The sequence below is a fragment of the Pseudomonas sp. 05N431 genome (genome assembly GCF_056397005.1).
The window spans coordinates 177,119-189,564 of the sequence record NZ_JBFTMN010000005.1 but is presented as its reverse complement, the minus strand read 5'-3'; the positions used below and the strand labels follow the sequence as shown (position 1 = coordinate 189,564).

Below are 12,446 nucleotides of genomic sequence, written 5' to 3'. Positions count from 1 at the left end.
GGGGCTTTTTGTGCAGCCAGGAAAGTCTTACAGGCCGGCAGCAGCGCGCAGGGCGTCGGCGCGGTCGGTTTTTTCCCAGGTGAACGTGGTGAACGTATCGTCGCCCACGGTTTTGGTTTCCGGGGTGCGACCGAAGTGGCCGTACGCAGCGGTGTCCTGGTACATCGGGTGCAGCAGGTCGAGCATGGTGGTGATTGCGTATGGACGCAGGTCGAACACTTCGCGGACCAGTTTGACGATCTTGTCGTCGCTGATCTTGCCGGTGCCGAAGGTGTTCAACGAAATCGAAGTCGGTTGAGCGACGCCGATGGCGTAGGAAACCTGAATCTCGCAACGCTCGGCCAAGCCGGCAGCGACGATGTTCTTGGCCACATAACGACCAGCGTAGGCAGCCGAACGGTCAACCTTCGATGGATCTTTACCGGAGAACGCGCCGCCGCCGTGACGGGCCATGCCGCCGTAGCTGTCAACGATGATCTTGCGACCGGTCAGGCCGCAGTCGCCCACCGGGCCGCCGATGATGAACTGGCCAGTCGGGTTGATGTGGAACTGGGTGTCCTTGGACAGCAGCTCGGCAGGCAGCACGTGCTTGACGATCAGTTCCATCACGCCTTCGCGCAGGTCTTTGTAGGACACTTCCGGGTTGTGCTGGGTCGACAGTACAACGGCGTCGATACCGACAACCTTGCCGTTTTCGTAGCGGCAAGTGACTTGCGACTTGGCGTCTGGACGCAGCCAAGGCAGCAGGCCGGACTTACGGGCTTCGGCCTGGCGCTGAACCAGTTGGTGCGAGAAGGTGATCGGTGCTGGCATCAGCACGTCGGTTTCGTTGCTGGCGTAGCCGAACATCAGGCCCTGGTCGCCGGCGCCCTGGTCTTCAGGCTTGGCACGATCAACACCCTGGTTGATGTCGGGGGACTGCTTGCCGATGATGTTCATCACGCCGCAGGTCGCGCCGTCGAAGCCGACATTCGAGCTGTTGTAGCCGATGTCGAGGATTACGTTGCGGACGATGTCTTCCAGATCGACCCAGGCCGAGGTGGTGACTTCGCCGGCGATGATCGCCACGCCCGTTTTCACCAGAGTCTCGCACGCCACACGGGCGAACTTGTCTTCAGCAATGATGGCGTCCAGCACCGCATCAGAAATCTGGTCGGCGATTTTGTCCGGATGCCCTTCAGACACGGACTCGGAGGTGAAAAGGGAGTATTCGCTCATCTCGATGTTTTCCTGAATTTACCGATGGTGAGTGTCGCCAGCCGGTCGCTGAAAATGGCGGACCTGGATCTGGAAACCATTACGTAAGCCTACATAGAGGCTTTCCCCGGGAACGAGTCCCGCAGCGGTGGCCCAACGGGCCAAATCGTCCTGTTCAAACCCCAACCAAAGATCACCGCAGGCCTCCCTGGCCCAACTTTGGTTGTGGCTACATAACTCTGTCACTAACAGGCTACCGCCTGGTTGCAGCAAGCCGGCCATGTGCTTGAGCGCATCGGCTGGCGCGGCGAAATGGTGCAAGACCATGTTCAGTACAACGCAATCGGCCTCAAGGCTTACGCCATCCAATGCATCGGCCAATTGCAGGCTGACGTTAGCCAGCTTTTCACGTTCGCAGACCTGACGCGCCAGTTCGAGCATCGCCGGGCTGTTGTCGAGCGCCGTGACCTGACTGAAGCGGCGCGCCAGTTCCGGCAAAAAACTGCCGTCGCCGGGGCCGACTTCAATCGCGGTGGCGCCTTCGCTGAAACTCAACTTGTCGAGCAGCGCCAGCACGCTTTCGCGGTACTGCGCCAAGCCGGCGATCAAGTCTTGCTGGGCGCGAAACTTTTCCGCAACCCGTGAGAAAAAGTCCTGGCTGGCAGCGGCTCGTTGCCCATGGACCTGACTGATCCGCGCCTGCACATCGCTGGGCAGGGTCAGGTTGTCCACTTCGTCGAGCAGTGCCGCGTGCAGCTTGCCGCCCAACAATTCGGTGTGGGGCAGGGCGCGGCGGTAAAAAATTGCGTTGCCTTCACGGCGGGTCGCTACCAGCTCAGCCTGGGCCAGCACCTTCAAGTGGTGGCTCATGCCCGATTGGCCGGTGGCGAAGATTTGCGCCAGTTCCAGCACGCCGAACGAATCGTTGGCCAAGGCGCGCAAAACGTTCAGCCGCAACGGATCGCCGCCGGCCTTGCACAAGGCCGCCAGCTCATCGCAATCGTCATGGCGAATGGAAGGCACGCGTAAATTCATAAGGCCAGCAGTCTAGTGATGCGTCGAAATCCCCGCAAGGGCAATATCAAAAAGTTTTGATATTGCTCGATGGATGGCACTTCTCACGGGATGATTAACTCTACAAACCTACAGCGGAAAGGTTTCATCACCCGAAACCGCCGTTATCCATTGGAAAAACGTCTCCAGATGACTATCTGTCATTGCCCCGAGGCTGTCCGCTGAGGGAAAATGCTCGCCTTTTTTCCGTTTCGTTTTATTCACTCTCGATTCAGTATCAGCAGGAGAACAGCGATGCCCAGCCGTCGTGAGCGTGCCAACGCCATTCGTGCCCTCAGCATGGATGCCGTGCAAAAAGCCAACAGCGGCCATCCCGGTGCCCCTATGGGTATGGCGGATATCGCCGAAGTGCTTTGGCGTGACTACCTCAAGCACAACCCGAGCAATCCATCGTTTGCCGACCGCGACCGGTTCATCCTGTCCAACGGTCACGGCTCGATGTTGATCTACTCGCTGCTGCACCTGACCGGCTACGATCTGTCGATCGATGACCTGAAAAACTTCCGCCAATTGCACAGCCGCACCCCGGGTCACCCGGAACTCGGCTACACCCCGGGTGTTGAAACCACCACTGGCCCGCTGGGTCAGGGCTTGGCCAACGCCGTGGGTTTTGCCCTGGCAGAAAAAGTCCTGGCGGCGCAGTTCAACCGTCCTGGTCACAACGTTGTCGACCACCACACCTACGTGTTCCTGGGTGATGGCTGCATGATGGAAGGCATTTCCCACGAAGTCAGCTCCCTGGCCGGTACCCTGGGCCTGGGCAAACTGATCGCCTTCTACGATGACAACGGCATCTCCATCGACGGCGAAGTCGAAGGCTGGTTCACCGATGACACCCCGAAGCGTTTCGAAGCCTACAACTGGCAAGTGATCCGCAACGTTGACGGTCACGACCCGGAAGAGATCAAGATCGCGATCGAGACGGCACGCAAAAGCGCGCAACCGACGCTGATCTGCTGCAAAACCACCATCGGCTTCGGTTCGCCGAACAAGCAAGGCAAGGAAGATTGCCACGGTGCCCCACTGGGTGACGCGGAAATCGCCTTGACCCGCACTGCGCTGAAGTGGAACTACGGCCCGTTCGAAATCCCGGCCGATATCTATGCCGAGTGGGACGCCAAGGAAGCCGGCCGCGCGGTCGAAGCCGAGTGGGATCAGCGTTTCGCTGCCTACTCCGCCGAATTCCCGGAGCTGGCCAACGAGCTGGTCCGTCGTCTGAGCGGTGAGCTGCCGGAAGACTTCGCTGAAAAAGCTTCGGCCTACATCGCTGAAGTCGCGGCCAAAGGCGAAACCATCGCCAGCCGTAAAGCCAGCCAGAACGCCCTGAACGCGTTCGGCCCGCTGCTGCCGGAAATGTTCGGCGGTTCGGCTGACCTGGCCGGTTCCAACCTGACCCTGTGGAAAGGTTGCAAAGGTGTCAGCGCTGAAGACGCCAGCGGCAACTACATGTACTACGGCGTTCGCGAGTTCGGCATGACTGCCATCATGAACGGCGTTGCCCTGCACGGCGGCCTGGTGCCTTACGGCGCGACTTTCCTGATGTTCATGGAATACGCCCGCAACGCCGTGCGTATGTCCGCCCTGATGAAGCAGCGCGTGATCCACGTCTACACCCACGACTCCATCGGTCTGGGCGAAGACGGTCCGACTCACCAGCCAATCGAGCAACTGGCCAGCCTGCGCTGCACGCCGAACCTCGACACCTGGCGTCCAGCCGATGCCGTTGAATCGGCAGTGGCCTGGAAGAACGCCCTGGAGCGTAAAGACGGTCCTACGGCACTGATCTTCTCGCGTCAGAACCTGCAGCACCAAACCCGTGACGCGGTGCAGATCGAACTGATCAACCGTGGTGGTTATGTGCTCAAGGATTGCGCAGGCGAGCCTGAGCTGATCCTGATCTCCACCGGTTCGGAAGTCGGCCTGGCCGTTCAGGCCTACGACAAACTGACTGAACAGGGCCGCAAGGTGCGCGTGGTTTCCATGCCATGCACCAGCGTGTTCGATGCTCAGGATGCCGGCTACAAGCAAGCGGTTCTGCCGTTGCAGGTCAGCGCCCGTATCGCCATCGAGGCCGCACACGCGGACTACTGGTACAAGTACGTGGGCCTGGAAGGTCGCGTCATCGGCATGACCACCTACGGCGAGTCGGCGCCTGCGCCGGCCTTGTTCGAAGAGTTCGGCTTCACCCTGGAAAACATCCTGGGTCAGGCTGAAGAACTGCTGGAAGACTAAGTCCGACAGTTGCGTTGTCTGTTCTGACGCTATCGTCGGAACGCCGCCCGGAACAAGCTCGCTCCCACATGGACGGTCTATATCCCTGTGGGAGCGAGCTTGCTCGCGATGACAATGGAACATTCAACGCTGAACTGACGGATTCACCACGGTAATCGAGAACCCCATGCCTCAACCGCGTCCTTACAAAGTTGCACTCAACGGCTACGGCCGGATTGGTCGTTGCGTCTTGCGTGCTTTGTTCGAGCGAGGGGCGGCGGCCGGGTTTGAAATTGTGGCAATCAACGATCTGGCCGACATGGCCAGCATCGAATACCTGACACGCTTCGACTCCACCCACGGGCGTTTTCCCGGTGAGGTGAAGGTCGACGGCGATTGTCTGCATATTAATGGCAACTGCGTGAAGGTCCTGCGCAGTGCCACCCCCGAAGGCATCGATTGGGCGTCGCTGGGCGTCGATCTGGTGCTGGAGTGCTCCGGCGCTTACCACACGCGCGCAGACGGCCAGCGTTTCCTCGACGCCGGCGCACCGCGTGTGTTGTTTTCCCAGCCGATGGCCAGCGAGGCGGATGTCGACGCCACCATCGTCTACGGCGTCAATCAGGAGTGTCTGACTGGCGATGAACTGCTGGTGTCCAACGCGTCCTGCACCACCAACTGCGGCGTGCCGCTGTTGCGTCTGCTGGATCAGGCCTTTGGTCTGGACTACGTGTCGATCACCACGATTCACTCGGCGATGAACGATCAGCCGGTCATCGACGCCTACCATCACGAAGACCTGCGCCGCACCCGTTCGGCGTTCCAGTCGGTGATCCCGGTGTCCACCGGCCTGGCGCGCGGTATCGAACGCTTGTTGCCGGAACTTGCCGGGCGAATTCAGGCCAAAGCTGTACGCGTGCCGACGGTCAACGTGTCGTGCCTCGACATCACGATGCAAACCGTCACTGACACCGACGCGACTGAAGTCAACCGGATCCTGCGCGAGGCCGCCACCTATGGCCCGCTCAAGGGGCTTTTGGCTTACACCGAATTGCCTCATGCCAGTTGTGATTTCAACCATGACCCGCATTCGGCGATCGTCGATGCCAGTCAGACCCGCGTTTCCGGCCCAAGGCTGGTGAACGTACTGGCCTGGTTCGACAACGAATGGGGGTTTGCAAACCGAATGCTGGATGTTGCAGGACACTATCTGCAAACAGCCATCAAGCTCTCTGCTTCCCAGCTCTCTGCTTCTAAAAAACCTGCTCTCTAAAACAGCTACCCAGGAAATGCGACCCATGACCGTGTTGAAGATGTCCGACCTCGATCTGCAAGGTAAGCGCGTATTGATCCGCGAAGACCTCAACGTCCCAGTCAAGGACGGTGTTGTCGCCAGCGATGCGCGAATCCTGGCCTCGCTGCCGACCATCAAGCTGGCCCTGGAAAAAGGCGCGGCAGTGATGGTCTGCTCGCACCTGGGCCGTCCGACCGAAGGTGAATTCTCGGCCGAGAACAGCCTCAAGCCAGTCGCTGACTACCTGAGCAAGGCCTTGGGCCGTGAAGTGCCGCTGGTCTCCGACTACCTGGGCGGCGTTGACGTCAAGGCCGGCGACATCGTGCTGTTCGAGAACGTGCGCTTCAACAAAGGCGAGAAAAAGAACGCTGACGAACTGGCGAAGCAATACGCCGCCCTGTGCGACGTGTTCGTGATGGACGCCTTCGGCACCGCTCACCGTGCCGAGGGTTCGACCCACGGCGTGGCCAAGTTCGCCAAAGTCGCTGCGGCTGGCCCGTTGCTGGCTGCCGAGCTGGACGCACTGGGCAAAGCCCTTGGCGCCCCGGCCCAGCCAATGGCGGCCATCGTTGCCGGCTCCAAGGTCTCGACCAAACTTGACGTGCTGAACAGCCTGAGCCAGATCTGCGACCAGTTGATCGTCGGTGGCGGTATCGCCAACACGTTCCTGGCCGCTGCCGGTCACCCGGTCGGCAAATCGCTGTACGAGCCAGACCTGCTGGACACCGCCCGCGCCATCGCCGCCAAAGTCAGCGTGCCGTTGCCAGTCGACGTGGTGGTTGCCAAGGAATTCGCTGAAAGCGCTACCGCGTCCGTCAAGCTGATCGCCGACGTAGCAGCAGACGACATGATCCTCGACATCGGTCCACAGACCGCAGCGCACTTCGCAGAACTGCTGAAGTCGTCGAAAACCATTCTGTGGAACGGCCCGGTCGGTGTATTCGAATTCGACCAGTTCGGTAACGGCACCAAAGTCCTGGCTCAGGCCATCGCAGACAGCTCGGCGTTCTCCATCGCGGGCGGCGGCGACACCCTGGCAGCCATCGATAAGTATGGCGTTGCCGAGCAGATCTCCTACATTTCTACCGGCGGCGGCGCGTTCCTCGAGTTCGTCGAAGGCAAAGTGCTGCCAGCCGTTGAAGTCCTGGAAAGCCGGGCAAAGGCCTAAGGGTCATCCATTGGCCAGGCAAAGGAGTGTTTACATGGTCAAGACGTTAGCGACATTGATCGCGGCGGGTGTTCTGGCCGGCTGCGGGAGTACCCCGAAAGCCGCGCCGGAACAGGATGCCGGCGCGCCGGACAAGGGCTGTTATCAGGCCGACTGGCAAGCGGAAACCAACCCGGTGCTCAACAAGCGTTCCGGGCCGGACGGCCTGGATAAATACGAGACACAGACCCCGGCCAAGGAACATGGTTGCCCTTGACCGGTCTGACTCACTGATACCCAGTGCAGTTGGCGTGTGCCGACTGCCGAGGAAAATGGATGAAAGGCTTGATAGCCGTGGGGTCGCTGGCACTACTTGCCGGTTGCGCCACTATGAACCCGTTCGCGTCGTCGCCCACGCCTGATGCGTGGACGACCTGGGTTTGCGACAGCCAGGCACAAGTGCTCTGGCACTACACTGACAACAGCCACAGCGCTGTTGACGTGCGCCTGGGTGGTGACGATCAGGTGCGCCGCTTGAAGCTGGAGCCGGCAGGCAGTGGTTCACTGTACAGCGATGACAAACTGGCGTTTCACGTCAAAGGTGAGGAAGGCCTGGTGTACTGGGTCGCCACCAACGATTTGATCGGCCGCGGTTGTAAAGCCAAGTAACACGATTGGTTTGATTCACAGAGATCCAATGTGGGAGCGAGCTTGCTCGCGATAGCGCTCTGACAGTCACCGTACTGTTGGCTGTAAGGCCCTCATCGCGAGCAAGCTCGCTCCCACAGGGATTCTGTGTAAGTGCATGAGATTTGGGCAACACCGAATTCGCAGGCCGGTCTTACCCCCGATCTGCATTAACTTGAATAGCAGTCGCCGCTACGGCAGGCTTGCACGATTAACGACCCTCAACCGGGAGAGACACACACCATGGCACTTATCAGCATGCGCCAGATGCTGGACCACGCAGCCGAGTTCGGCTACGGCGTTCCAGCCTTCAACGTCAACAACCTTGAGCAGATGCGCGCCATCATGGAAGCCGCTGACAAGACTGACTCCCCGGTGATCGTCCAGGCTTCGGCCGGCGCCCGTAAATACGCTGGCGCGCCATTCCTGCGTCACCTGATCCTGGCGGCGATCGAAGAGTTCCCGCACATCCCGGTGTGCATGCACCAGGACCACGGCACCAGCCCTGACGTCTGCCAGCGCTCGATCCAGCTGGGCTTCAGCTCGGTGATGATGGACGGCTCCCTCGGCGAAGACGGCAAGACCCCGACCGACTACGACTACAACGTCCGTGTAACCCAACAAACCGTAGCCATGGCTCACGCCTGCGGCGTATCGGTAGAAGGCGAGCTGGGCTGCCTGGGTTCGCTGGAAACCGGCATGGCCGGTGAAGAAGACGGTATCGGCGCAGAAGGCGTGCTCGATCACAGCCAAATGCTCACTGACCCGGAAGAAGCCGCTGACTTCGTCAAGCGCACCCAGGTCGACGCCCTGGCCATCGCCATCGGCACCAGCCACGGCGCCTACAAGTTCACCAAGCCACCTACCGGCGACGTGCTGGCCATCGACCGCATCAAAGAAATCCACAAACGCATCCCGAACACCCACCTGGTGATGCACGGTTCGTCTTCGGTACCGCAAGAGTGGCTGGCGATCATCAACCAGTACGGCGGCGACATCAAAGAAACCTACGGTGTGCCGGTTGAAGAAATCGTCGAAGGCATCAAGCACGGCGTGCGCAAGGTCAACATCGACACCGACCTGCGCCTGGCCTCCACCGGTGCGATGCGTCGCCTGATGGCCACCAACCCGAGCGAGTTCGACCCACGTAAATTCTTCGGCGCTACCGTTACTGCGATGCGTGATGTGTGCATCGCACGTTATGAGCAGTTTGGTACGGCGGGTAATGCTTCGAAGATCAAGCCGATCTCGTTGGAAGCGATGTTCCAGCGTTATTTGAAGGGTGAGTTGAACGCGAAGGTCAACTGAGACTTCTGCATTTCGCCAATATGAAAAACCCGCCGTGACAGGCGGGTTTTTTGCGGGCAGCGATTCTTGCGCGCAATAGAACTACCCAAAAGTCAGAGTAAATGGCGCTGCTGCCTGCTGAATGGCTCTGACCACATGAGGCTCCTGTTCCCGATACAAGGGATAGCGCTCAAGCACTGCTTCAACTGCGGCAAGCAATCGCTGAATGCGCTCCTGGGGGTGCTCGATCTCACAGGTGTGTGCAAACTCCAGTAGTCCTTGCCGCGAGGCAAACATTGACTTGTTGCCCGCCAGATCCAAAGCTAAAACATCTTCCGGAATATAGGCCGTGGTGTTGACAATGTCGTAAGCCGGCGCCAGGCGTGCATCGCGTTGCGTAGGTTCGGAATAGAGCAAACCGAAGTTTTTCAAATGAGCGTCGCCATTTCCGACAATGCAACTCAGGGCTACGCTATCGAAAAGTTGATCAAGAGAGTATCGCCAATGTTTAGCCGGGCAGAACACACGGATGGCCTTGGCGATTGCCGCATAACTTTTGCTGTACTTCTGGTTAGCCGATAGCCCCATCAACACCGCCATGTCTTCAAAACCAATCGGGTTGAGCTTGGCGTCACGGTCAAAACGACGCATGACGAACAGCTTGCCATTATCGGAAAGGTAAAACGGCGGAACTGTAATACCTGCCTCCTTTGCAATGGACATGCAAAGAAACTCGTTGATCGCTAATCCAGGAAATTCGTCTCGGCCACTTTTGATGATCAGGTCTGAGGTTTTCGATGTCACTCGTGGTAACGAGATATCTTGCTGTTCCGGAACCAGCAACTTGGGCTGAACACCTGAGATGCCCGCCCGCAGGATGTAACGATCAAGAAGGCCAGCGAAGATATCTTCCGTGCCGTCCCACGTCAGAATCTCTTCAAGTTTTTCTCCCGGAAATTGTTGCTTTTCCAGCAAGGCGTCAACCGTTTCAGAACGCACGTGAACTCTGCCAATGGGCGAAGTGCTGCCGGAAAGCGCCAGTAAAAGCATCGGATCGACATTCACAGTCTTGGCCAAGCGATTGCGCAGTTGCTCCAGTACGTAGCCTTCCGGCAGGTTCATCTGAAAAACAGGGTGCAGTTCGCGCCGGCGAAACTCGTCATGTCGTACTGGCATCGACAGGCTGATTGCCGTTTCGGGCATCGCATCTTCGTGATAACGGAAAGTGAAGCCCTCGGCATTGCTGAAAAGCCTGCCGCTAGGCCCCTCAGGCGTGCTGACTTTGAGAGAGGTCATGTTCATTCGAATAAATCCCCAAGCTCTTCAAGGGTCGGCATAGCGGCTGGAACGACAGCAAGCTCACAATCCAGAGCGCCCAGAACGCGCGCATAGGCGATCATGCCGACAGAGAGGGTGCCTTTCTCCACAGCAATGATTTTGTATCGTGTCAGTCCCGCGAGGTCGGCAAGCTGTGCTTGCGTCAGCCCACGGCTTATACGTTTTTCGCGTAGCTGGGCGCCAAGGCGACCGATCAACACAATATAGTCCATGTTCCGATACCGTAACATTTGTCGTGAAATGTATCGTATGCACAACATTATATCTATGGCGTCGGTGCCACAAGAGTGGCTGGCGATCATCAACCAGTACGGCGGCGACATCAAAGAAACCTACGGTGTACCGGTTGAAGAAATCGTCGAAGGCATCAAGCACGGCGTGCGCAAGGTCAACATCGACACCGACCTGCGCCTGGCCTCCACCGATGCGATGCGTCGCCTGATGGCCACCAATCCGAGCGAGTTTGATCCGCGTAAGTTCTTTGGTGCAACCGTGACAGCGATGCGTGATGTGTGTATCGCACGTTATGAGCAGTTTGGTACGGCGGGCAATGCTTCGAAGATCAAGCCGATCTCGTTGGAAGCGATGTTCCAGCGTTATTTGAAGGGTGAGTTGAACGCCAAGGTTAACTAAGACCTGAACGTTTAATTGCATTAATAAAAAACCCGCCGAGAGGCGGGTTTTTTATTGGGTGATCGCGATGGAATAAGCAGGCTTTTTCCGTTGTTTACGCTTACTGAATAAGTTTCCAGTTTTTGTAAAAGAATCGGCGCAAGGCAAACGCTACTCCTGCAAACGACGCGACGATACCGTTCAGGATAAAAGAGGCCCAGGACGGGCGCAGTATGTCGAGAAACAGGCAGTAGCGCTTGGCGTCGTTCTTGTTGAAGGAGGCGTGCAACAGGGTGTCGTCAAAGATGAACAATGGATCATCGTGCCAGTAGTGTTTTTGCTTCCTGACTTGAATGTATACACCGTCATGATGAGCGGCCGGCATGATGTTGTAGAGCACGCGGTACATCATGCGCAATGGCCCGAAGTGAAAGGACGTCGACTGGTTTTCATTGAAAACCGATACGCCGATGGTCTTTATATAAGGAAGTTTCTTCTGAAGTGCGGGGATGTTGAGCTCGGTATCGATCTTGCGGCCATACCATTGGAAGAACAACATGCCACGTTTTTTCTGGGCCATGCGCGAATCGAGGAATGCAATGATCTCTTCCTTGTGAGCCATCGCGGTTTCAATTACGTAGTTGATGTCTTGCTGATGGCTTTCGGGGAGATCGCGCAACTTGTAAACATAACGACTTGGCTTGGACAGCAGATCGAAAAAGGTATTCAGGGGCGCGAGCAACCATGTATTGCGGCCGCCACCGATAAAATACTTTTTGATGATGTCTTTGTCGAAGATGCCATTGCGCAGGAAGTCATAGATGCCGCAAACACAGAGCACAATAACAAACCAAAGGGTTGCCACTGGGAAACTATAAATAATGGCGGCAATACCGAGAATGGTGACTGCCGAGACTGCTTTCTTGCGGATGACTCGAGTGTTCATGGAACTCAGTTCCCCTGAGGCGGTGCGGGTATTTGGATGTGAAAAATACCTATAGGACAGACATTATATTCGCCATCATAAGGACTCATTCTGTAATAAATGTTTCTTGTTTGTAAAGATTTCTCAGATGTAAAGGGGCGGTTTTTTTTGGCATCAGTCAGAAAAGCACCGTGAGGCGGATTTTTTGAGTTGAAAGGGCGCCGATTCTTTCAGTCGGCCCCCTTTTTGTTCGTATAAGCCTGATTCTCAGCGATTCGCTGGCGCGTCAAATCCTCGCTGCGCGATCACCCCAAACACATCGGTAATGTCCTGAACCATCAAGCGCGCCACATTGGTGACGGTGTTGATGTCGCGCTCGGCGTAGTCGGGCAGGCTGGTGCAGGCCATGAGGGTCAGGTAACTGAGGACCGCGTGCAGGCGTTCGCTGACGCAGGCGTGGAGTTCGCGTAGCGGGGCGTGGCTGTCGATGAGCAGGACGGGGTAGTCGGTGGCGATTTGGGTGAAGGGGGTGAAGCGGCGGGGCGGGGTTTGCGTAGTCATGAGTAAGGCCTCGAGGATATTGAAAAATTGCTTTCCTCTTTTTGATTAGGGCTGCGAAACCCTGCCGCTGACCGAAGCCAGCTGACGGGATTGACTGTAAGCGGCGATTTTGG

12 protein-coding genes and 1 pseudogene are annotated in these 12,446 nt (G+C 57.7%); 7 read left to right on the top strand and 6 right to left on the bottom strand.

What is annotated here, in order from left to right:
* Window positions 1-27 precede the first annotated feature (27 nt).
* Together metK and AC1DIG_RS11610 are read right to left on the bottom strand one after the other, a co-directional pair.
* Window positions 28-1,218 (bottom strand): methionine adenosyltransferase, encoded by a 1,191-nt coding sequence (metK, locus tag AC1DIG_RS11615; RefSeq protein WP_103316704.1) that lies wholly within the window; start codon window positions 1,216-1,218, stop codon window positions 28-30.
* An 18-nt stretch (window positions 1,219-1,236) separates the two neighbouring features.
* Window positions 1,237-2,232, bottom strand: coding sequence for an ArsR/SmtB family transcription factor (locus AC1DIG_RS11610; RefSeq protein ID WP_477767422.1), 996 nt, complete (start codon window positions 2,230-2,232; stop codon window positions 1,237-1,239).
* A 273-nt stretch (window positions 2,233-2,505) separates the two neighbouring features.
* On the opposite strand from AC1DIG_RS11610, the gene tkt reads away from it, so the two are divergent.
* The 6 genes from tkt (at window position 2,506) to fba (ending at window position 8,918) form a co-directional block, all read left to right on the top strand.
* Complete coding sequence (gene tkt / locus AC1DIG_RS11605; protein WP_477767421.1) at window positions 2,506-4,503, top strand: transketolase; 1,998 nt, start codon at window positions 2,506-2,508, stop codon at window positions 4,501-4,503.
* Window positions 4,504-4,669: 166 nt separating this feature from the next.
* Window positions 4,670-5,755 carry an erythrose-4-phosphate dehydrogenase gene (gene epd / locus AC1DIG_RS11600; protein WP_477767420.1) on the top strand — a complete coding sequence of 362 codons (1,086 nt, stop codon included), beginning with the start codon at window positions 4,670-4,672 and terminating at the stop codon, window positions 5,753-5,755.
* Window positions 5,756-5,780: 25 nt separating this feature from the next.
* Window positions 5,781-6,944, top strand: coding sequence for a phosphoglycerate kinase (locus AC1DIG_RS11595; protein ID WP_477767419.1), 1,164 nt, complete (start codon window positions 5,781-5,783; stop codon window positions 6,942-6,944).
* A 34-nt stretch (window positions 6,945-6,978) separates the two neighbouring features.
* Window positions 6,979-7,200, top strand: a complete 222-nt coding sequence (locus AC1DIG_RS11590) for a hypothetical protein (RefSeq protein ID WP_477767418.1) — start codon at window positions 6,979-6,981, stop codon at window positions 7,198-7,200.
* A gap of 59 nt (window positions 7,201-7,259) precedes the next feature.
* On the top strand, window positions 7,260-7,592 hold the full coding sequence (locus AC1DIG_RS11585; RefSeq protein ID WP_477767417.1) for an MliC family protein: 333 nt from the start codon (window positions 7,260-7,262) through the stop codon (window positions 7,590-7,592).
* A 261-nt stretch (window positions 7,593-7,853) separates the two neighbouring features.
* Window positions 7,854-8,918 carry a class II fructose-bisphosphate aldolase gene (fba, locus tag AC1DIG_RS11580; RefSeq protein ID WP_030130215.1) on the top strand — a complete coding sequence of 355 codons (1,065 nt, stop codon included), beginning with the start codon at window positions 7,854-7,856 and terminating at the stop codon, window positions 8,916-8,918.
* A gap of 81 nt (window positions 8,919-8,999) precedes the next feature.
* On the opposite strand, the gene AC1DIG_RS11575 is transcribed toward fba, so the two are convergent.
* Both AC1DIG_RS11575 and AC1DIG_RS11570 read right to left on the bottom strand, forming a co-directional pair.
* Window positions 9,000-10,199: a type II toxin-antitoxin system HipA family toxin gene (locus tag AC1DIG_RS11575; protein ID WP_477767416.1), complete on the bottom strand. Its 1,200-nt coding sequence runs from the start codon at window positions 10,197-10,199 to the stop codon at window positions 9,000-9,002.
* The gene (locus AC1DIG_RS11570; protein ID WP_477767415.1) at window positions 10,196-10,447 is read right to left on the bottom strand and encodes a helix-turn-helix domain-containing protein; all 252 of its coding nucleotides are present in this window, start codon (window positions 10,445-10,447) and stop codon (window positions 10,196-10,198) included. The genes AC1DIG_RS11575 and AC1DIG_RS11570 overlap by 4 nt, the downstream gene beginning before the upstream one ends.
* Window positions 10,448-10,505: 58 nt before the next feature.
* Here AC1DIG_RS11570 and AC1DIG_RS11565 point away from each other — a divergent pair.
* Window positions 10,506-10,868 (top strand): annotated as a pseudogene (locus AC1DIG_RS11565) (class II fructose-bisphosphate aldolase); the annotation flags it as partial.
* A gap of 100 nt (window positions 10,869-10,968) precedes the next feature.
* On the opposite strand, the gene AC1DIG_RS11560 reads toward AC1DIG_RS11565, so the two are convergent.
* On the bottom strand, window positions 10,969-11,793 hold the full coding sequence (locus AC1DIG_RS11560) for an aspartyl/asparaginyl beta-hydroxylase domain-containing protein (RefSeq protein ID WP_477767414.1): 825 nt from the start codon (window positions 11,791-11,793) through the stop codon (window positions 10,969-10,971).
* Window positions 11,794-12,039: 246 nt separating this feature from the next.
* Window positions 12,040-12,333 (bottom strand): fructose-bisphosphate aldolase, encoded by a 294-nt coding sequence (locus tag AC1DIG_RS11555; RefSeq protein WP_477767413.1) that lies wholly within the window; start codon window positions 12,331-12,333, stop codon window positions 12,040-12,042.
* Window positions 12,334-12,446 lie beyond the last annotated feature (113 nt).

Bases quoted from the DNA above. Each gene is read 5' to 3' on its own strand.
- AC1DIG_RS11555 (WP_477767413.1), bottom strand. From the start codon at position 12,333: ATGACTACGCAAACCCCGCCCCGCCGCTTCACCCCCTTCACCCAAATC.
- AC1DIG_RS11575 (WP_477767416.1), bottom strand. From the start codon at position 10,199: ATGAACATGACCTCTCTCAAAGTCAGCACGCCTGAGGGGCCTAGCGGC.
- fba (WP_030130215.1), top strand. From the start codon at position 7,854: ATGGCACTTATCAGCATGCGCCAGATGCTGGACCACGCAGCCGAGTTC.
- AC1DIG_RS11610 (WP_477767422.1), bottom strand. From the start codon at position 2,232: ATGAATTTACGCGTGCCTTCCATTCGCCATGACGATTGCGATGAGCTG.
- AC1DIG_RS11560 (WP_477767414.1), bottom strand. From the start codon at position 11,793: ATGAACACTCGAGTCATCCGCAAGAAAGCAGTCTCGGCAGTCACCATT.
- AC1DIG_RS11595 (WP_477767419.1), top strand. From the start codon at position 5,781: ATGACCGTGTTGAAGATGTCCGACCTCGATCTGCAAGGTAAGCGCGTA.
- epd (WP_477767420.1), top strand. From the start codon at position 4,670: ATGCCTCAACCGCGTCCTTACAAAGTTGCACTCAACGGCTACGGCCGG.
- AC1DIG_RS11590 (WP_477767418.1), top strand. From the start codon at position 6,979: ATGGTCAAGACGTTAGCGACATTGATCGCGGCGGGTGTTCTGGCCGGC.
- tkt (WP_477767421.1), top strand. From the start codon at position 2,506: ATGCCCAGCCGTCGTGAGCGTGCCAACGCCATTCGTGCCCTCAGCATG.
- AC1DIG_RS11570 (WP_477767415.1), bottom strand. From the start codon at position 10,447: ATGGACTATATTGTGTTGATCGGTCGCCTTGGCGCCCAGCTACGCGAA.
- AC1DIG_RS11585 (WP_477767417.1), top strand. From the start codon at position 7,260: ATGAAAGGCTTGATAGCCGTGGGGTCGCTGGCACTACTTGCCGGTTGC.
- metK (WP_103316704.1), bottom strand. From the start codon at position 1,218: ATGAGCGAATACTCCCTTTTCACCTCCGAGTCCGTGTCTGAAGGGCAT.